This is a genomic window from Pseudarthrobacter sp. NCCP-2145, assembly GCF_023708005.1.
Taxonomy (GTDB): Bacteria; Actinomycetota; Actinomycetes; order Actinomycetales; family Micrococcaceae; genus Arthrobacter; species Arthrobacter oxydans.
Genome location: NZ_BRCG01000010.1, coordinates 1 through 18,973, shown reverse-complemented (window position 1 = coordinate 18,973; position 18,973 = coordinate 1). Strand labels below are relative to the sequence as shown.

Below are 18,973 nucleotides of genomic sequence, written 5' to 3'. Positions count from 1 at the left end.
TTACCGCGGGTCCGGGAGGTGCCGATCCATCCGCTGGCCGGCCACGATCAGGGCAGCCGTGACAGCCACCACCGCACTAAAATACGCGAGCGTGCCGGAGATGCCGAAGCTGACGTCGAGCGTCCCCCGCAGCACCAGGTACGCAGCGAGCGTCGCGATCACAACCAGCCCGGCAAGGTTTCCCACCCGCGCGCCCCTCGAGGTGGTTGTGCCTGCGGGGAATGAAGCCGCGTAGTCTTTTGGCTGCCCGAAGGCTGCTTCGCCGCTTTCGCCGCTCTCGGCCAAGTGGCTGCTGACCTCCTGCAGCGTGCTGCTGACCATGTCTTCGTTGAGTTTCCGCTGGCGCAGTTCATAAGCCAGGGCCTTCAGGTATTCCTGTGACGACATTTAGTGTGCCTTCTTTTCCTCTAGCAGGTCCTTGATGAGCGCAGAAAACCGATTCCAGTCCCGGGCCGACTCCTCAAGCCGCTGCCGGCCTTTAGGGGTCAGGGAGTAAAACTTCTTTCCCGGGCCAGCGTCCCCCTGACGCCATTCGGAGCTGACAAAACCGTCCGTCTCCAGCCGGTTCAGCGCCGGGTAGAGCGTCCCGCCGCTGAGCCCGTCAAACCCGGCAGCCTTCAGCGCCTGGATGATCTGGTATCCGTAGGCCTCGCTCCCGGCGACGGCCTGCAAGATGCAGGTGGGGAGCACAGCCCGCACCCAGTCACTGGGCCATCGCTTGTCGGGGGTCATGGCTAGATAGTGTCACACACTAGGTTGTTACACAACCCAATGCGGTGCCGGGAGTGACCCCGCACTGCCCGGCCGGCCGCCGTCGTCCGTTATTTTCCCGGCGCCGTGGGTACGCCGCTGGTAGTGTTCCTGCATTCGGCAGGGCACGCGGACGGGGTGATTCTTTGTGAAGGACGACGGACTGACAGAGGCTGTGCAGGAAGCCGGGGCGGTGGAGCTTCTGCTGATCCGCCACGGCGAAAGCGAAGGCAACGTGGCCGCCACCGATGCCCGGATGGCAGGGGCGGAAGTCATTGCTGTGCCTGCCCGGGACGCAGACGTGAACCTCTCGGGCACCGGCCAGGAACAGGCCAAGGCACTCGGCGCGGCGCTGGCCCGCATCGCCGAGGAATTCCGGCCGGACGCCGTGGTCTCCTCCCCCTACGCGCGGGCCTTCCAGACGGCCGAAATCGCAGTGGAGGCTGCGGGCTGGCCGGTGAAGGTCCAGCTGGATGAGCGGCTGCGGGACCGCGAACTGGGCATCCTGGACAGGCTGACCCGGCTCGGCGTGGAGAAGCGGTACCCGGAGGAGGCCGAACGCCGCGAGTGGCTGGGGAAGATGTACTACCGGCCGCCGGGCGGTGAATCCTGGGCGGACGTGGCGCTCCGGCTGCGCTCCGTCCTGGACGAACTGAACAACCTCGGCAGCGGGCACCGGGTGATGCTGGTCTGCCACGACGCCCTGATCATGCTGTTCCGCTACGTGCTGGAGGGAATGACGGAGAAGGAACTCCTGGACCTGGCGGCCAGCACCTCGGTACTGAATGCCTCCATCACCCGATTTGTGCGGCCTGCAGGCGAGGGCCCCTGGACGCTGGAGAGCTTCAACGTTGCGGACCACCTGACCGAACACGGCGTCACCGTCACCGAACACGCAGGGGATTCCAGTGTCCACCCACAGTGATACCGCCCAGCCAACCCTCGTCACGCCCTCGCTGCTGCGCGTATGGCCGCTGCCGGCGCCCGGAGAGGACAAGTATTCGCGCGGCTCGGTCCTGGTGATCGGCGGCGCGCGGGCAACGCCGGGGGCGGCGCTGCTCGCCGGCGCGGCCGCACTGCGTGCCGGTGCCGGGAAGCTCACCCTGGCCGTGGCGGAATCCGCGGCCGTCCACGTGGGCGTGGCGCTGCCTGAGTGCGGGGCCATGGGGCTGCCCGAAACCGCCAGCGGGTCCGTCACGGGTGAGGGACTGGACCTGATTTCGTCGTACCTTGACAGCGCTGACGCCATCCTGGTCGGCCCGGGCCTGGACGATCCGGACCTCGCCGAGGACCTGCTCCGGGCCCTCCTGGAGCGGGAGGCCGCCGCCGGGGACAAGAACGACGGCGGAGGGCCCGCCGTCGTTCTCGATGCCTTCGCTTTGGGTGCTTTGGTGAACGTTCAGGACCGGTGTGACCCGTGGAAGGGCCGGCTGATCCTGACGCCCAATCCCAAGGAGGCGGAGATCCTGCTGGAGCGGGACCTGAAAGACCTGCCGGCGGATGTTGCGGAAATCGCCGACAGGTACCAGGCCGTGGTGAGCTGCCAGGGGCTCATTGCCCGCCCGTCCGGCCCGGACGCCCCGGAGGAGTCGGAGCTGTGGAAGATCACCACCGGTTACGGCGGGCTGGGCACATCCGGCAGTGGCGACGTCCTGGCTGGGGCCATCGCCGGCCTCCGCGCCCGGGGAACCACGGGACCGCAGGCCGCCTGCTGGGGAACACACCTCCACGCGGCCGCCGCGGACCGGCTGGCCAGCAGGCTCGGCCCCCTGGGATTCCTGGCCCGCGAACTGGCCGACGAACTGCCCGCCCTGATGCTGGAGCTCAACACCTGAGTCCTGGCATGGGACGACCCCCGGCCGAAACCGGGGGCCACCGTATCGGGAAGTTCAGGCGCAACCTGCCGATGCGCTGTAAGCGCTGTGGCGTGCTCAGAATGGCCATCCGCCCTGAAGAGGCAGTACACAATCAGTGCCCGACGTCCCGATCCTGTGTTGAAACTAGGCGGCGATTTCCTGCTTTGCCCCCTTCGTCTCAATTTCGATCTTCCGCGGCTTGGCCTTTTCGGTGACAGGAATCCGCAGTGTCAGGACACCGGCGTCGTATGTAGCCTTCACATTTTCAGCATCCAGGGTGTCCCCGAGGATCAGCTGGCGGCTGAACACGCCGCGCGGCCGCTCGGCGGCGATCAGCTCGGTGTCCTTGCCCGCAGGATCAGGCCGCTCGGCCTTGACCGTGAGGACATTCCGTTCCACATCCAGATCCACTGAATCCACATCGACGCCGGGCAGATCAAAGGCGACTACAAATTCCTGATCCTCACGCCATGCGTCCATCGGCATGGCTGCCGGACGCGCTGCGGTGCCGAGGACCTGCTGGGCCAGCCTGTCCAGCTCGCGGAACGGATCGGTTCGCATCAACATGGCTTCCCTCCTCGTAAGAGACGGTCCAACACTTTTGGTATCAGCCGATCTGTATTGGCTGATATAGATTTTTTATCACTGGCGAGGCAGGTCCGCAAGCGTCACGCCAAAGATTTTTCGGACTTTTTTGGGTGCCGGAATCCGCGTCGGAATGCGGAAAAAGGGGCCTTCCGCATGGTGCGGAAGGCCCCTTTTCCGGCTGCTCCTGGGTTGGGATGTGGCGGTGTTCGCCGGCGCCGGCTCAGTCCCGGGTGGGGTCCGGCCGCAGTGGTGCGGGACCGGGGTCCGGTACGGGCAGCGGCCCTGGCGGCTCGGGTGCAGGGAAGGGATTGGGGGCCGGCGGGCCGGGATGCCCGGGGTGTGCCGGATCCGGCTGGGTGGGGCCCGGTTCCGGCGGGAACGGCTCGGGCTCGTGCACTGGCGGGATGGTCATAAACTTCCCCTCTCACGCTGGGCGGATGTGCCTTGGCGTGAACAGGATACGCCTGCCACCTCAAGCCGACCAGCGGCCTCGGGTGATGGAGCGTCCGGGGAAAACCGGCGTCAAGTGAGAGAGCGTAGGGGGAAAACGAGCATCAAGTGAGAGAGCGTCCGGGGAAAACCGGCGTCAAGTGAGAGAGCGTCCGGGGTGGGAGGAGAGGGGTGTGGCGGTGTTATCCCCCGGTAGCGAACGGCGGCAATATTGTCGGGGCGGCTCTATATATTGAAGGCATGACCCAGACTCCGCTGCAGGACTCCTCCGCCACCGCCGTCCCCACCCCGCCGGCAGCCAAGAAAATTCCATCCGAACGCCTCCACCACGGCGACACCTTCGTGGACAACTACGAGTGGCTGCGGGACAAGGAATCCGCCGAGGTTGTGGAGCACCTGAAGGCCGAGAATGCCTACCAGGAAGCAGTCACCGCCCACCAGGAGCCGCTGCGGGAGGCCATTTTCCAGGAGATCAAGGGCCGCACCCAGGAAACGGACCTTTCCGTGCCGCACCGGAAGGACGGCTGGTGGTATTTCAGCCGTTCGGCCGAGGGCAAGGAGTACGGCATCCAGTGCCGGGTCCGGGCCGCGGACACCGATGACAAGGTTGCCGACTGGACACCGCCCGCTGTCCAGCCGGGCGTCGAAATCCCCGGCGAGGAAGTCCTGCTTGACGGCAACGTGGAGGCGGAGGGCAAGCCGTTCTTCTCGGTGGGAGGTTCGGCCGTAACGGTCGACGGCAACCTCTACGCCTATGCGGTGGACAACTCGGGGGATGAACGTTTCACCCTCCGCATCAAGGACCTCGGCACCGGAGAACTGCTGCCTGACGTCATCGAGAACATCTTCTATGGCGTCGCCTTCTCGCCGGACGGCACCCGGATTTTCTACACCGTGGTGGACGACTCCTGGCGCCCCTACCAGGTGAAGGCGCACACCCTGGGAACGCCCGTGGCCGAGGACGTCGTCATCTACCAGGAGGATGACGCCGCCATGTGGCTGGGCTTCGAGCTGTCCTCCGACCGCCGGTACCTGGTGCTGGGCATCGGATGCTCGGAGTACAGCGAGACGCGCCTGCTCCGTTTTGACGACCCCGCCCAGGAACTGACCACCGTCATCTCCCGCAACGAGCGGGTGCTCTACGAGGCGGAGCCGTTCCTCCTCACCGGCCCGGACGGCAACGCCAGCGAACGCATCTTGCTCACGCACAACCGCGGCGCGATCAACTCCATGGTGTCCCTGGCGGACCCGGCCGAGCTCGCCAGGCCGCTGTCCGGGCAGGACTGGGTCACCGTCGTCGGGCATTCGGACGACGTCCGCGTCAACGGGGCCGGCGTCACCTCCACGCACCTCATCGTGTCCATCCGCAAGGACACCATTGAACGGGTGCAGGTCATCGGGCTGGACGGGCTGGGTACTCCGGCGCAGGAGGCCCCGGTTGAGCCCGCTTTCGATGAAGAGCTGTACACCGCGGGAGTGGGCGGCTCCGATTACGAGGCACCCGTGATCCGGCTGGGTTACACGTCCTACTTCACGCCGTCGCGCATCTATGACTTTGTCCTGCCCACCCCTGAGATGCCGGCAGGCGAACTGCTCCTGCGGAAGGAAAGCCCGGTCCTGGGCGGCTATGACGGCAACGACTACGTGGCCACCCGCGAATGGGCCACCGCCGCCGACGGCACCCGGATCCCGCTGTCAGTGCTGCGGCACAAGGCCGTGAAACAGGATTCGACGGCGGCGGGCCTGGTGTACGGCTACGGCTCCTACGAGATGAGCATGGACCCGGGCTTCGGCATTGCGCGGCTCTCGCTGCTGGACCGCGGCGTGGTGTTCGTGATCGCCCACATCCGCGGCGGCGGGGAGCTTGGCCGGCACTGGTACGAGAACGGCAAGAAGCTCACCAAGAAAAACACGTTCACCGACTTCGTGGACGCCACCGACTGGCTGGCGGCCTCGGGCTGGGTGGACCCGTCACGGATCGCCGCCCTGGGCGGTTCGGCCGGAGGCCTGCTGATGGGTGCCGTGGCGAACATGGCACCCGAGAAGTACGCCGCCATCGTGGCCCAGGTGCCGTTCGTGGACCCGCTGACCAGCATCCTGGATCCGGAGCTGCCGCTGTCCGCCCTGGAGTGGGAGGAGTGGGGCAACCCCATCACGGACCCCGGTGTCTACGAGTACATGAAGTCCTACTCCCCCTACGAGAACGTGCGCCCGGCCGCCTACCCCAAGATTGCCGCCGTCACATCCTTCAACGACACCCGGGTCCTCTACGTTGAGCCGGCCAAGTGGGTGCAGGAGCTGCGGAACAAGACCACCGGTACCGAGCCGATCGTCATGAAGATCGAGATGGACGGCGGACACGGGGGCGCCTCCGGCCGGTACGTACAGTGGCGCGAGCGGGCCTGGGACTACGCGTTCATCGCCGATTCCCTCGGGGCCACGGAGCTGCTGCCGGGGGCCGGCCTGAAGTAGGCCGGGCGTACGCCATCGATTGCTCCGATACTGCCGTTGAGGGCCCCCAGAACGGCGTTTTCGGAGCAATCGATGGGAAACCAGGCAGCTCAGGCCTCCGGGTGCGCTGCCAGCCACTCCGCCAGGGTTTCGAGGTTGGCGCGGACCGTGCGGCCCTGGGCCCGTTCAACGAGCGGGTCGGCCAGCTTGCCGAACACGCCGCCCAGTCCGGTGGCGGCGTCGATCCGCTGGGTAAGGCGGGTGCCGCCGTCGGCCGGTTCAAGGGTGAAGGTGATGGTGAAGTCCAGCTTGCCCTCGACGGAACGGGACACCATGCGCCGGGGCGGATCGAACTCGGTGACCTCGACGGTCCAGTCGAACTGCCTGCCCATCACTTTGCTGGTGCCGCGCCCGCGGGTGCCGACGCCCAGGGGGCCGTCCCCCACCTGTTCCGAGGACGTGACGGAGGAATCGAAGACCGCGACGTTCTGGAACTTCGACACGAAGTCAAAAACCTCCTGCGGCGGCCGGGCAACAACAACACTTTCTTCTACAACAGGCATGGGAGCCTCCTTCACAGGGCACCTGATGCCGGCTCGGCTCTGCCGGCACGATAGGCAGGCACAGCGCCAGAGTGGACCTTCGGCAGGCCGGTGTCAATGCCCTGCCGGAAGGTCCGGCAACGCCTGCGAATGAAGCCGCGCGCGTGCGGTCCCACAGGCCTGACCAGCGGTAACGCTCATGATGCCCCCGGTACCCATAAATGCTAATCAGGCTTACTATTGTCTGGCTGGCTGCCCGCTGGGGGCAGGACAACCAGCGCCGCATGTGGAGGTTTTGCGTGAGCATGGAACAGGAAATGCGTCCCCTGACCGACGACGAACTGATGTCAGAGCAGGCAACGGCCCTGCCGGACAAGGAAGTCGCCTCTGTCCTGGACTTGAATGCCGACCTGGACCTGGGCATCGACGCGGCAGCGCCCATCGACCTTGCTGTGGCAGCGAACGCCAACGTCGCAGCACCGATTGACGCCGCAGCCTCCGCCAACATTCTTTCCTACGGCTCGGATGCCCAGGCACTGGCCGATCAGGGCGTCGTGATTGAGCAGGGCATCGTGGCGGATGCGAATGCCGAGTCCACCCAGGACAGCACCATCGACCAGGGCAATGACACGGTGGACGGCGGAACACCGGTTGCGGGAACCACCGCAGGAACGGCCGACGGCGGCGCCCTCCTCCCCGATGGCACGCTTCCGGACGGCACCCTGACCGACGGCACGCTTCCCGACGGAACCCTGCCCGATGGATCCCTGCCCGATGTCGGCGCGGTGCCTGTGGATCCCGCAGCGGCTCTGGACGGCGACCTGCTCAACGTCAACGTGGACCTTGCTGCGGACGCGGACATCGCGGCGCCGATCAACGGTGCCGTGGCCGCCAATGCGAACGTCGCGGCCCCGATCGACGCGGCTGTGGCCGCGAACATCGGTTCCATCGACAGCCAGGCCTACGCCGTGGCCGAGCAGGATGCCATCATCAGCCAGCACATTGAGGGCCAGGCCAACGCCTCTGCCGACCAGCAGTCCAACCTCGAACAGTAAGCACAGATGACCCAAACCAGCGGCGGGCCGCGCCCCCAGGCGGGCCCGCCGTCGTCCTCTGCCCTGGAGACTGAGCCCCACCTGCGGGTTCCTCGCCTGGCCGACGGCGTCCAACTGATCGGCGAGTCAGAAGGGTCAGGCTACCGGGAGCCGCCTTCCCTGGTCCGCCGCGCCGACGGACAAACCCTCCAGCTGACACCGCTGCTCTATTTTGTGCTGGAAGCCGTGAACGGTACCCGCAGCCTATCCGAGATTGCGGAGCATGCCAGCGCCGGCTCCGGCAGGCTCATCAGCACTGACAACGTGCGCACCCTGATTGATTCGCAACTGCTGCCGCTTGGCCTGCTCCGGCTGGCCGACGGGTCCCAGCCCGAAGTCAGGAAGGCAGATCCGCTGCTGGGCATGCGCTTCCGCTACACGGTGACGGATCCGGTGCGGACGGGCAAACTCACGGCCCCGTTCGCCGCACTTTTCAACCCCCTGATCGTCGCGGCGGTTACTGTGGCCTTCCTGGCGGCGTGCTGGTGGGTGCTGATGGTGAAGGGACTCGGATCAGCCACCCACGAAGCTTTCGAAAACCCCCTCCTGCTCCTGCTGATCTTCGCCATCACCATCCTGTCTGCAGGCTTCCACGAATTCGGTCACGCCGCCGCAGCACGGAAAGGAGGCGCCATCCCCGGCTCGATGGGCGCGGGCCTCTACCTGGTCTGGCCGGCATTCTTCACAGATGTGACCGACTCCTACAGGCTGGGCCGCGGCGGCCGGCTCCGGACGGACCTCGGCGGCCTCTACTTCAACGCCATCGTTGCCGTGGCAATCATGGGACTCTGGTGGGCCACCGGCTTCGACGCACTGCTGCTGGTTGTGGTGACGCAGATCCTGCAAATGGTCCGGCAGCTGCTGCCCCTGGTCAGGTTCGACGGCTACCACATCCTGGCGGACGCCACCGGCGTGCCCGACCTTTTCCAGCGCATCAAACCCGTCCTGCTGGGCATGCTTCCATGGCGCTGGGGGCGGCCTGAAAATAAGGTCCTCAAACCATGGGCGCGCGCCGTTGTGACGCTTTGGGTCCTGGTCACCGTGCCCCTGCTGCTGTTCAGCCTGGCCATGATGGTGATTTCGCTGCCACGGCTGCTGGCCACCGCATGGAGCAGCGCCGCCCGGCAGCAGGGCCTGCTGGCAGAAAGCCTTTCGGCCGGAGACCTGGCCGGGGCCGCGGTACGCTTCCTCGCCATTGTTGCCGTGGCACTGCCCATGCTGGGCATGCTGTACATCCTGCTGCGCCTGGTTCGCCAGCTGCTCACCGCGCTCTGGCAGAAGACCCGCGGCAACGCTGTGCAACGTACCGCTGCAGTGACAGTGGTGGGTGCCCTTCTTGCCGGCCTCGTCTGGGCATGGTGGCCAGACGGCGCAACCTACCGGCCCGTCCAGCCCTACGAACGCGGCACCCTCGCGGATGCGACCACATCGATCCTCCCGGCCGGCGATACCGCCTTGAAAGAAGGGCGCGGCGGACGCACAGTGGCCCTCTGGCCTGCGGGCACCCCGACGCCCACGCGCGAGAATCCCCAACTGAGCATGGTGCTTGTTCCCGTTGCAGGCCCGTCCGGTACCGGGCCTGCCGCATCCACGGCCGCGGACGCTTCCGCCGCGCCGTCCTGGGTATTCCCGTTCGATCGGCCCGCCGCCCCGGAGCCGGACGGCAACCAGGCCCTTGCCATCAATACCAGCGACGGCTCAGTCACCTACAGCGTGGCATTCGCGCTGGTATGGGCTGAGGACGGCGAACCGGTGGACGCACGTAACGAGGCATACGCCTTGGCCAGCTGTACAGGCTGCGCGGCGGTGGCGGTCGGTTTCCAGGTGGTTCTTGTTGTGGGGCAGGCGGACGTCATCGTCCCCGAGAACCTGTCAGCTGCCGCAAACTACAACTGCCTGGACTGCCTTACCTATGCGCTGGCCAGCCAGCTCGTGCTCACCCTCGACGGTCCGCTTGAAGGGGACAGCATGGCCCGACTGACAGCCATGTGGGAAGAAATTGCCGCGTACGGCAGGAACATCCACAACGTCCCGCTTTCGGAGATCCAGGCCGCGCTCGCATCCTACAAGGAACAAATCGTAGCCATCATCAGGGCAGATCCCGGCGCCTCGGCAGGTCAGCCCGCCAGCCGGACGGCCTCGCCCAGCCCAACCTCGGCCACCGCACCGGCGGACCCGGCTTCGGCGGCCCCCGCCACCGAGCCACCTGCTCCTGCTCCGGCTCCGGCTCATGCAGGATCCGGAGCAGCAACCGCGGCCCCGACCGGCGGAGCCAGCCCGGCGCCGTCGTCCACTCCGGTTCAGACCGCACAGCCGACAGCGGTCACGGATCCCACTGCTCCAGCCGCGGAACCGCTCCCCACAACGGACGCAGGCTAGGACGGTAACCTATTATTTCTCCACCGGATGGTCTATAACAGTGGTTTTTACTTAGGTGAGGCTTAGCTAATACCATCGTCGGATGACCACGCAGCTTGATTTCGCGCGGGTACCTTTCGCTGCCGATCTTTCGAGCTACGGAAACAGGCCTGCCATCATCACCGACGGACTGACCCTCACCTACGGGGACCTTGCCGACCGGGTGGACAGCTTCGCCCGAAGGCTCGGCACCGAACGACGCCTGATCGCGCTCGCTGCCTCCAACGACGTCGAATCCGTTGTTGCCTACCTGGCAGCCCTCGCCTCCGGCCACCCGCTGATCCTGCTCCCGGAGGACAAGCCGGCGGCCCTCGAGTCCCTGGTGGCCGCGTACGATCCCGACGTGGTGGTGCGCTCGGCCGACGGGCAGTGCGTCCTGGACGAACGCCGGCCCGGCACCCGGCACACCCTGCATCCGGACCTCGCCCTGCTCCTCAGCACCTCCGGGTCCACGGGCTCCCCCAAACTGGTGAGGCTTTCCCACGCCAACCTCCAGGCCAACGCCGAATCCATTGCAACCTACCTGCAGATCACCCGGGACGACCGCGCCGCCACCACGCTGCCCATGTCCTACTGCTACGGGCTCTCCGTCATCAACAGCCACCTCCTGCGCGGCGCAGGCCTGGTCCTGACCGGGCTGTCCGTGGTGGATCCGTGCTTCTGGGAGCTGTTCCGGCGGGAGGGCGCCACCGCCTTCGCCGCTGTTCCCTACACCTTCGAACTGCTGGAGCGCGTGGGCTTCGCGGACATGGACCTGCCCGCCCTGCGCTATGTCACCCAGGCGGGCGGCCGGCTTGCGCCGGACTCGGTGCGGCACTATGCCGAACTGGGCCGGGAGCGGGGCTGGGACCTGTTCGTCATGTACGGCCAGACGGAGGCCACCGCACGCATGGCCTACCTGCCGCCGGACCTGGCAACCGACCATCCCGGCGCAATCGGTGTTCCCGTTCCCGGCGGAACCTTCCGGATCGAGCCCGTCCCGGGACTTGCCGACGGCGAACTCGTGTACAGCGGCCCGAACGTGATGCTGGGCTATGCAGAGAGCCCTGGCGACCTTGCGCTGGGCCGCACTGTCACCGAACTGCGCACCGGCGACCTCGCCCGGAAGAACAGCGCCGGCCTCTACGAGGTGTGCGGGCGCCGCAGCCGGTTCGTCAAGATCGTTGGGCTGCGGGTGGACCTGGGCCAGGTGGAACGCCTCCTGGCGGATCTCGGCGTGGTAGCGGCGAGCGCCGGGACGGACCAGCGGCTCGTCGTCGCCGTCGAAGGGGACCACGACACCCACCTGCTCACCAAGGTCCTGGCCCAGGGGCTGGGACTGCCGCGGGCCGCCGTCGACCTCCATGCCGTGGAGGAGCTCCCCCGCCTAGGGACGGGCAAAGTGGACTATCCGGCCGTGGCTGCCCTGCCGCCGGCACACCCCTCCCGTCCGGCCGCAGCCGCTGAGTCCGCGGGGGACGCATCCGGCGCCGCAGCCCGGCCCGGCAGCACCACGCAGCCGGACACGGTCAGGCGGATCTTCGAGGACACGCTGGAACTGACGGACATTTCCGACGACGACACGTTCGTTTCGCTCGGCGGCGACTCCCTGTCCTTCGTGGCCGCCTCAGTCCGGCTCGAGCAGGTGCTGGGGCACCTGCCGCCGGACTGGCACGTGACGCCGGTCCGGAACCTCAAACCGCGGCCGGACAGGAATAGGAACGGGCACCCGGACATGCCTGCGGACGGGCGCCAAGGTGAGAAGCCGGTACGCCCGTGGACCGCCCGCCTCCTGGCCCCGATGGACACCAGCCTCGTCCTCCGCGCCGTCGGGATTTTCCTGATTGCCAGCACCCACATCGGCCTCTTCAGCTGGCAGGGCATGGCGCACGTGCTGTTCGCGGCGGCGGGATTCAATTTCGCCCGCTTCCAGCTCTCCGGCGAGGGGCTGCCCCGCCTGCGCCGCCAGCTGACCAGTGTGGCCCGGATCGCGGTGCCCAGCATGGTGTTCATTGCCTTCGCCTACCTGGCCACGGACCGGTACGGCCTGGTGAACATCGTGCTCCTGAACGCCGTCCTCGGCCCCGAGCAGGTGACCACGCAGTGGCACTTCTGGTTCATCGAGGTGATGGTCTACATCCTGCTGGCGATGACGGCCCTGCTCGCCCTCCCCTGGCTCCACCGCGCCGAACGCCTGTTCCCGTTCATCTTTCCGCTGGTCCTGTTCGGCGGCGGACTTCTCACCCGCTTTGAGCTGGTGGAGCCCGGCGTGCCCCACACCGTCCCTGCCTTCTGGCTGTTCGCCCTGGGGTGGGTGGTGGCCCGCTCCCGCACCCTCGCCCAGCGCTGCACCGTCACCGCCCTGACGCTCCTCACCGTCCCGGGCTTCTTCGAGAACCCCTACCGGGACCTCACCGTGATGGCCGGAATCCTCATGCTCGCCTGGCTGCCCACCCTCCCGGTGCCGCGCGCCCTGAGCCGGCTGGTAGTCCTGCTGGCCAGCGCCTCCATGCACATCTACCTTGTCCACTGGCTGGTCTACCCCCTGCTGACCGGCATCAGCGTGCCGCTGGCGGTAGCCGGCTCACTGGCCGCGGGAGTGGCCTACTGGGCCCTGTGCAACAGGGCGGCCGGGGCAGCAACCCGCTACCTGGCACGGCGGTGAGGTGACGACGGCGGTCGCCTCCCGCCGTCGTCACCCCACCTTCAGGCCGCGGCAGTACCCGGAGAAGCTAACCGTGCTTACTATTGTGGAGCACCCGTATTCCAACCGGAGACCGCCACGTCCCGGACCCCACCAAAGGAGCAGGCATGCCGCTACGCAAGGGAACGTCCGTTGAATGGAACACGTCGCAGGGCATGACCCACGGAAAGATCGTCGAGAAGAAGACCAGCGACTTTGAGCTGGACGGACACACGCACCGTGCCAGCGAGGACGAGCCGCAGTACGTGGTGGAATCCGCCAAGACCGGAGCCCGGGCCGCGCACAAGGCTTCTGCCCTGACCGAAAAGAAGTAGCGCCCGTGGCCACGCAGCATGAAGTGGTGATCATCGGCGGGGGCAACGCAGGCGTTTCCCTGGCAGCCCGCCTGGAACGCTACGGGGTCAAGGACGTGGCCGTCATCGAGCCCAAGGACCACCACCTTTACCAGCCGCTGTTCTCCCACATTGCCGGCGGGCGCGCCCAGGCCCAGGAGGCCGTCCGCTCCCAGGAATCGGTGATGCCCCAGGGCGTCACCTGGATCCGGGACGGCGCCGTGGGGGTGGACACGGACACCAATACCGTCAGCCTGGCCTCGGGCTCGACCGTGTCCTACGGGCAGCTGGTGGTGTGCCCGGGCCTGCAGTACGACTGGGACGAGGTGCCGGGCCTTGCCGAGGCCGTGCATTCACTGCACGGGGCGTCGCATTACGAGTTCGAGCTGGCACCAAAAGCCTGGACCCTGCTGAGCGGCCTCACGTCCGGAACCGCCGTCTTCACCATGCCCGCCGGTCCCATCAAATGCGGCGGCGCCAGCCAAAAGCCCATGTACCTTGCCTGCGACTACTGGCGGGAACAGGGTGTGCTGGACCAGATCCGCGTGGTCATGGTCCAGCCCTACCCCACAGTCTTCGGGGTGCCCGAGATTGACCGGGAACTGGACCGCAAGATCGCGGAGTACGGCATTGAACTGCGGACCAATAGCGAACTGGTTTCGGTGGACCCGGCCGGCCGGAACGCCGTCATCCGGGACATCTCCACCGGCGTAGACGACACCATCCACTACGACGTACTGAACGCCGTTCCGCCGCAGTCGGCACCGGACTGGCTCAAGGCCACGGACCTGCCTGCTGCCGGGGACACTGGCGGGTTCGTGGAGGTGGACCGCCAGACGCTCCGCCACATCCGGTTCCCGAACGTATGGTCCCTGGGGGACGCGGCCGGGACCACCAACTCAAAATCCGGCGGCGCCCTCCGGAAGCAGACCAAGGTGCTGGCCAAGAACCTGGTCGCCGCCAGGAAAGGGAAGCCGCTGCGCGCAAAGTACAACGGCTACTCCGTATGCCCGTTCACGGTGTCGCGGGACACGGTGGTGTTCGCCGAGTTCGACGACCGCTACCGGCCCATGCCCACCATTCCCCGGGTGCCCACCTGGAACGAGAGCAAGCTGTCCTGGGTGGTGGACCGGGACATCTTCCCCCAGGTCTACTGGAACCTGATCCTCAAGGGCCGGGCGTAGGCGAGAGAGCGTCCCGGGAACCCCGTCGAGTGCTCCAATAATGCCGTTTTGGGCGCCGAAAACGGCACTTACGGAGCTACCGATGAGGATACGACGGCGGCCGTCGCCTCCGCGATGGCGCGCTCCTCGTCGGTGGGAACCACCAGGACGGGGATGGCGGACCCGGCCGTGGAAATGACGCGCGGATCCCTGGACCGCTCGGCGTTCAGGCCGGCGTCGAGCTCTACGCCCAGGGCGCCCAGCCGGTCCGCCACCAGCGCACGGAACTGGTGGGAGTTCTCGCCGATGCCGGCCGTGAACACGAGGGCCTTCGCCCCGCCCACGGCCACGTGGTACCCGCCGATGTACTTGGCCAGCCGGTAGGACGTGACGGCGAGCGCCGTGGCAGCCTTGGCATCGCCGGACTCGGAGGCCTCCACCACCGAGCGCATGTCATTGTTGCCGGCCAGGCCCTTCAGCCCGGATTCGCGGTTGAGCATGGTGTCCAGGTCCTCCGGGGTCCAGCCTGCGCGGCCCAAAAACACCAGGATGGACGGGTCCAGGTCGCCCGAGCGGGTTCCCATCACCAGGCCCTCGAGCGGCGTGAAGCCCATGGACGTGTCCACGGAGTTGCCGCCGCGGATGGCCGTGACGGAGGCGCCGTTGCCCAGGTGGGCGATGACGCCGTCGAACTCTTCAACGGGCAGGTCCAGGAGCGCGGCGGCGCGGCGGGTCACGTACTCGTGCGAGGTGCCGTGGAAGCCGTAGCGGCGGATGCCGTGGTTGGTGTAGAGCTCGTCCGGGACGGCGTAGCGCCAGGCGTGCTCGGGCAGGGTGCGGTGGAACGCGGTGTCGAACACGGCAACCTGGGGCATGTCCGGCCACTTCCTGGTGATGGCCCGGATCCCCAGGACGTTGGCGGGGTTGTGCAGCGGCGCCAACGGGTTCAGGCGCTCGATGGCGCGGGTGATTTCGTTGTCGATCAGCACGGGCTCCGCGAAGCGCTCCCCGCCGTGCACCACCCGGTGCCCCACCGCGGCCATCTCCAGGCCGCCGAGTTCCTGGTGGATGGCGGCATCCACCTGCTCCAGCGCCTCGGCGTGGTCCCGCGGGCCCTCGATCTCGCCGTCCCCGTCACCACCGTTGCCCATGCCGATCTTCTCGATCAGCCCCTCGGTCAGGACGGTCCCGGCGGCGACGTCGCGCACCTGGTACTTGAGCGAGGACGAGCCGGAGTTGATGACGAGCACGAGCATGTGGGGCCTCCTGAGCCTTGCTTCTGCGGTTCAAACCCCACTATAGGCGGGCCGCGGTGGAGGTTTCTTGCGGACAGGCGAGGCGGGGGCCTAGAGTCGGCACACGAGCTGGACCACGCCCGAGAGGACACTTCCATGACGAACGAGCCGAATTCGATCGACGAGAACGACCCCACCAACACGGGATCCAGCAGCACCGCGCCTTTGAATCCGCAGGCGGATTCGGACACCGCTTCCGGTTCCGGCAAGAAGGACCCCACAGTGGTGGAAGGCGCCAACCCTGCCCTGGACGACACGGGCGCCCTCAAAGCTGAGGAAACCGGCGAGGCACCCGAAGCCCCGGAGAACACCGAGGACCTGGACCTCACCCCGCAGGGCCTGTCCGATGAGCCCGCCAAGCAGGAGGACCCGGCCAGCCTGGCGAAGCCGGACAACAGCTGACGCGGCGCTAAGAACCTCAAGACAAAGTACGACGGCGGCACCCACGGAGGGTGCCGCCGTCGCCCTTTGTGCCGGCTGGGTTGTGTCCCGGGACGCCGGCCTAGGAGGCTGGGGCCTGGGCCTGGATGGCGGTGATGGCCACGGTGTTCACGATGTCCTCCACGGTGCAGCCGCGGGAGAGGTCGTTGACCGGCTTCCGCAGCCCCTGCAGGACGGGCCCGACGGCCACGGCCCCGGAGCTCTGCTGCACCGCCTTGTAGGTGTTGTTGCCGGTGTTGAGGTCCGGGAAGATGAACACTGTAGCCTGCCCGGCAACCGAGGAGCCCGGCATTTTGGACTCCGCGATGGAGGCGTCCACGGCGGCGTCGTACTGGATGGGGCCCTCGACGGCGAGGTCCGGGCGGCGCTGGCGGACCAGTTCGGTGGCCTGCCGCACCGCGTCCACCGCTTCACCCGAGCCGGAACCGCCGGTGGAGTAGGAGAGCATGGCCACCCGCGGCTCCACGCCGAACTGCGCCGCGGTTTCCGCCGACGCCAGCGCAATGTCCGCCAGCTGCTCCACGTTGGGGTCCGGGTTCACGGCGCAGTCGCCGTACACCAGCACCCGGTCCGGCATCAGCATCAGGAACACCGAGGACACGATCTTCACGCCCTCGCGCGTCTTCACGAACTCCAGGGCGGGCCGGATGGTGTGGGCGGTGGTGTGGGCCGCGCCGGACACCATGCCGTCCACCACGCCGAGCTGGACCATCATGGTGCCGAAGTAGCTCACGTCCTGCATGATCTCCAGGGCCTTGGGCAGGTCAACGCCCTTGTGCGCCCGCAGTTCCGCATACTTCTCCGCGAACTTCTGGCGCAGGTCCGAGGTGGCCGGGTCAACGATGTTGATGCCGGACAGGTCGATGCCGCGGGCGGCCGCCAATTCGCGGACCTCCGATTCGGGGCCGAGCACGGTGAGGTCGCAGACGTCGCGCCGGTGCAGGATCTCCGCCGCGCGCAGGATCCTCACGTCCGTTCCCTCCGGCAGGACCACGTGCCGGCGCTGCGAGCGGGCGCGCTCTATAAGGTCGTGCAGGAAGCGCAGCGGCGTCATCCGCTCGGCCCGGGGCAGGTGCAGGCGTTCCACCAGTTCGGCCTCGTCCACCCGGCGGGACCAGAGGCCCAGGGCGGACGCCACCTTGCGGCGATGCCCGGACCAGATCTCGCTGCGGACCTCAGAAACCCGGCGGGCGGTGGTGTAGGTGTCCTCCCGCGCCGCGAAGACAGGGAACGGGGCCTGCGCCAGGAGCGGATAGATGTTGGCGTCCGGCGCGAGCCCGCCGGTGAGGATGAGCGCGGAGGCCACCGGGAACTCCGGCGAGAAGGACGCAGCCAGGCACGCCACCATCACGTCCGCTCGGTCGCCGGGGACGATCACCAGGGCTCCCTCGTCCAGCACGTTCAGGAAGTTGCCCACGTTCATGGCGGCCACCTTGATGTCCTTGACGTCGCGTTCCATGTCCGGCCGCCCGGCGATCTGGCGGACGCCCAGCGCCGCTGCAACCTCGCCGGTGGTGGGCCGCGCGATGGCCTCCAGTTCGGGCAGGATGTACACGGGCCGCTTGGAGGCGCCGGGCTTCACGGCAGCGGCGATCGCATCCAGGTCCGCCGGGTCCGCCCGGTTCACCATGATGGCCAGCAGGGAGCACCGTTCCGCGGCAAGTTCCTTCCGGGCAACCTCGACGGCGGCCGCGGCCTCGGCGACGGTCCGCCCCTTGGCTCCCACCACCGCCACGATGGGGGCGGCCAGGTTGTTGGCCAGGCGGGCGTTGAGGTCGAATTCGACGGCGGAGTCCTGGCCCACCAGGTCCGTTCCCTCCACGATCACCACATCGCAGTGCCGCGAGATGTCGGCGAAGATTTCCACGCAGCGGGCGTCGATCTCGGCCCGGTTTCCCTCGGCCAGCAGGGTCCGGACTTCCTCGTGGGTGAGGCCGCCGCGGCAGCGCTCGTCCTCCAGCGCGAATCGGGATTTCATCAGTGCGACCATCGGATCGGCCGCGGCGTCCGGGCCATGGACCACGGGCTTGAAGAAGCCGATCCTGTCCGCATGCCGGTGAAGGGTGTCCGCCAGGCCCAGGGCCACGAGTGACTTGCCCGATCCGGGAGTGGTTGCGCTGACGTAGATGCCTTTGGCCATGGTCCGCCCTTTGCTGTGCTGGTGCCGGTTACTCCATCCTTGCACTTCGTGACGGGCTTTCGGCAGCGTGTGAGCCTGCCGGGCCTGTGGTGATGGGCACGGCGGCGGTGACACTGCACATCCGCCGGGCCGGCGGCGGCCGGTGCGTGCCGCCGTCGTATGTTCCAGCCCGGTTGCTTCTCCGCACCCCCTCCGGCGCGCCGGGCACGACGGCGTGTCCCGGATCCGGCGCACAGTCCCGCCGGAGCAAGTGGGCAGGAACGGCCCGGCCGTGACGCCCGGCCCTTGACACCGGACCCCTCCATGGGATTACCTAATGAACATTCGGTAAATAAAGCTGGAGGCAATGACGCATGGCTGAAACCACCCTTTCCGGGCCCACACACCAGATCCTGGAGAACGACTATGCCTCCGAGTGGATGGGCATTGAAGTCCTCGCCATCAGCGACGGCCACGCAACCATCCGGATGACCCTCCGGCAGGAAATGCTCAACGGCTTCGGCATGGCCCACGGCGGAATGATCTTCGCCTTCGGTGATACCGCATTCGCCCTCGCCTGCAACCCGGCCGTCCAGGCACCCGGCGAGGAAAACAGCATCACCGTGGCCTCCGGCGTCGACATCAATTTCCTCAAGCCGGCCTTCCGCGGCCAGGTGCTGACCGCGGTGGCGGACCGCCGCTCCAGCGCCGGACGCAGCGGGCTGTACGACATCCAGATTTTCGCTACGGATGCCCAGCCTGACGCTGCACCCTCCCCCGCGGGCCAGCCC

17 protein-coding genes are annotated in these 18,973 nt (G+C 67.5%); 10 read left to right on the top strand and 7 right to left on the bottom strand.

Going from position 1 to position 18,973, the window contains the following annotated elements; all coding sequences use genetic code 11:
- Positions 1-387, bottom strand: coding sequence for an HAAS signaling domain-containing protein (locus NFU08_RS10290; protein WP_251422857.1), 387 nt, complete (start codon positions 385-387; stop codon positions 1-3).
- Positions 388-732 carry a PadR family transcriptional regulator gene (locus NFU08_RS10285; protein ID WP_174177973.1) on the bottom strand — a complete coding sequence of 115 codons (345 nt, stop codon included), beginning with the start codon at positions 730-732 and terminating at the stop codon, positions 388-390.
- A 166-nt stretch (positions 733-898) separates the two neighbouring features.
- Here NFU08_RS10285 and NFU08_RS10280 point away from each other — a divergent pair, with 166 nt between their 5' ends.
- Positions 899-1,675 (top strand): histidine phosphatase family protein, encoded by a 777-nt coding sequence (locus NFU08_RS10280; protein WP_174177971.1) that lies wholly within the window; start codon positions 899-901, stop codon positions 1,673-1,675.
- On the top strand, positions 1,659-2,585 hold the full coding sequence (locus tag NFU08_RS10275; protein ID WP_251422854.1) for an NAD(P)H-hydrate dehydratase: 927 nt from the start codon (positions 1,659-1,661) through the stop codon (positions 2,583-2,585). The genes NFU08_RS10280 and NFU08_RS10275 overlap by 17 nt, the downstream gene beginning before the upstream one ends.
- Before the next feature lie 165 nt (positions 2,586-2,750).
- On the opposite strand, the gene NFU08_RS10270 is transcribed toward NFU08_RS10275, so the two are convergent.
- Both NFU08_RS10270 and NFU08_RS10265 read right to left on the bottom strand, forming a co-directional pair.
- A complete protein-coding gene (locus NFU08_RS10270; protein WP_251422851.1) occupies positions 2,751-3,173 on the bottom strand; it encodes an Hsp20/alpha crystallin family protein in 423 nt (140 codons plus the stop codon).
- A 241-nt stretch (positions 3,174-3,414) separates the two neighbouring features.
- Entirely contained in the window at positions 3,415-3,606 is a 192-nt protein-coding gene (locus NFU08_RS10265; RefSeq protein ID WP_104184607.1) for a hypothetical protein, read from the bottom strand.
- Between the two features lie 278 nt (positions 3,607-3,884).
- Between NFU08_RS10265 and NFU08_RS10260 the strand changes: the two genes are divergently transcribed.
- Positions 3,885-6,116 carry a S9 family peptidase gene (locus NFU08_RS10260; RefSeq protein ID WP_251422848.1) on the top strand — a complete coding sequence of 744 codons (2,232 nt, stop codon included), beginning with the start codon at positions 3,885-3,887 and terminating at the stop codon, positions 6,114-6,116.
- 89 nt (positions 6,117-6,205) lie between these two features.
- Here the strand turns inward: NFU08_RS10260 and NFU08_RS10255 are convergent, their stop codons facing one another.
- A complete protein-coding gene (locus NFU08_RS10255; protein WP_174177963.1) occupies positions 6,206-6,658 on the bottom strand; it encodes an SRPBCC family protein in 453 nt (150 codons plus the stop codon).
- Positions 6,659-6,942: 284 nt separating this feature from the next.
- Here NFU08_RS10255 and NFU08_RS10250 point away from each other — a divergent pair, with 284 nt between their 5' ends.
- From NFU08_RS10250 to NFU08_RS10230, 5 genes are all read left to right on the top strand, one after another.
- Positions 6,943-7,692 carry a peptidoglycan-binding protein gene (locus NFU08_RS10250; protein WP_251423157.1) on the top strand — a complete coding sequence of 250 codons (750 nt, stop codon included), beginning with the start codon at positions 6,943-6,945 and terminating at the stop codon, positions 7,690-7,692.
- A gap of 6 nt (positions 7,693-7,698) precedes the next feature.
- Complete coding sequence (locus NFU08_RS10245) at positions 7,699-10,110, top strand: hypothetical protein (protein ID WP_251422846.1); 2,412 nt, start codon at positions 7,699-7,701, stop codon at positions 10,108-10,110.
- A gap of 82 nt (positions 10,111-10,192) precedes the next feature.
- A complete protein-coding gene (locus NFU08_RS10240; protein ID WP_251422843.1) occupies positions 10,193-12,793 on the top strand; it encodes an AMP-binding protein in 2,601 nt (866 codons plus the stop codon).
- Positions 12,794-12,939: 146 nt separating this feature from the next.
- Positions 12,940-13,146: a DUF2945 domain-containing protein gene (locus NFU08_RS10235; protein ID WP_104184611.1), complete on the top strand. Its 207-nt coding sequence runs from the start codon at positions 12,940-12,942 to the stop codon at positions 13,144-13,146.
- A 5-nt stretch (positions 13,147-13,151) separates the two neighbouring features.
- Complete coding sequence (locus NFU08_RS10230) at positions 13,152-14,348, top strand: NAD(P)/FAD-dependent oxidoreductase (RefSeq protein ID WP_251422840.1); 1,197 nt, start codon at positions 13,152-13,154, stop codon at positions 14,346-14,348.
- 68 nt (positions 14,349-14,416) lie between these two features.
- Here NFU08_RS10230 and NFU08_RS10225 read toward each other — a convergent pair whose 3' ends face one another.
- On the bottom strand, positions 14,417-15,583 hold the full coding sequence (locus tag NFU08_RS10225; protein ID WP_251422837.1) for an acetate kinase: 1,167 nt from the start codon (positions 15,581-15,583) through the stop codon (positions 14,417-14,419).
- 135 nt (positions 15,584-15,718) lie between these two features.
- Between NFU08_RS10225 and NFU08_RS10220 the strand changes: the two genes are divergently transcribed.
- Positions 15,719-16,024, top strand: a complete 306-nt coding sequence (locus NFU08_RS10220) for a hypothetical protein (RefSeq protein WP_174177953.1) — start codon at positions 15,719-15,721, stop codon at positions 16,022-16,024.
- A 100-nt stretch (positions 16,025-16,124) separates the two neighbouring features.
- On the opposite strand, the gene pta is transcribed toward NFU08_RS10220, so the two are convergent.
- The gene (gene pta, locus NFU08_RS10215; protein WP_251422834.1) at positions 16,125-18,203 is read right to left on the bottom strand and encodes a phosphate acetyltransferase; all 2,079 of its coding nucleotides are present in this window, start codon (positions 18,201-18,203) and stop codon (positions 16,125-16,127) included.
- 353 nt (positions 18,204-18,556) lie between these two features.
- On the opposite strand from pta, the gene NFU08_RS10210 reads away from it, so the two are divergent.
- A partial coding sequence (locus NFU08_RS10210; protein WP_251422830.1) for a hotdog fold thioesterase occupies positions 18,557-18,973 on the top strand: 417 nt, incomplete at its 3' end.

Coding starts and splice junctions, on each gene's coding strand:
- NFU08_RS10255 (WP_174177963.1), bottom strand. CDS start 6,658: ATGCCTGTTGTAGAAGAAAGTGTTGTTGTTGCCCGGCCGCCGCAGGAG.
- NFU08_RS10285 (WP_174177973.1), bottom strand. CDS start 732: ATGACCCCCGACAAGCGATGGCCCAGTGACTGGGTGCGGGCTGTGCTC.
- NFU08_RS10265 (WP_104184607.1), bottom strand. CDS start 3,606: ATGACCATCCCGCCAGTGCACGAGCCCGAGCCGTTCCCGCCGGAACCG.
- NFU08_RS10270 (WP_251422851.1), bottom strand. CDS start 3,173: ATGTTGATGCGAACCGATCCGTTCCGCGAGCTGGACAGGCTGGCCCAG.
- NFU08_RS10240 (WP_251422843.1), top strand. CDS start 10,193: ATGACCACGCAGCTTGATTTCGCGCGGGTACCTTTCGCTGCCGATCTT.
- NFU08_RS10220 (WP_174177953.1), top strand. CDS start 15,719: ATGACGAACGAGCCGAATTCGATCGACGAGAACGACCCCACCAACACG.
- NFU08_RS10260 (WP_251422848.1), top strand. CDS start 3,885: ATGACCCAGACTCCGCTGCAGGACTCCTCCGCCACCGCCGTCCCCACC.
- pta (WP_251422834.1), bottom strand. CDS start 18,203: ATGGCCAAAGGCATCTACGTCAGCGCAACCACTCCCGGATCGGGCAAG.
- NFU08_RS10245 (WP_251422846.1), top strand. CDS start 7,699: ATGACCCAAACCAGCGGCGGGCCGCGCCCCCAGGCGGGCCCGCCGTCG.
- NFU08_RS10290 (WP_251422857.1), bottom strand. CDS start 387: ATGTCGTCACAGGAATACCTGAAGGCCCTGGCTTATGAACTGCGCCAG.
- NFU08_RS10250 (WP_251423157.1), top strand. CDS start 6,943: ATGGAACAGGAAATGCGTCCCCTGACCGACGACGAACTGATGTCAGAG.
- NFU08_RS10225 (WP_251422837.1), bottom strand. CDS start 15,583: ATGCTCGTGCTCGTCATCAACTCCGGCTCGTCCTCGCTCAAGTACCAG.
- NFU08_RS10235 (WP_104184611.1), top strand. CDS start 12,940: ATGCCGCTACGCAAGGGAACGTCCGTTGAATGGAACACGTCGCAGGGC.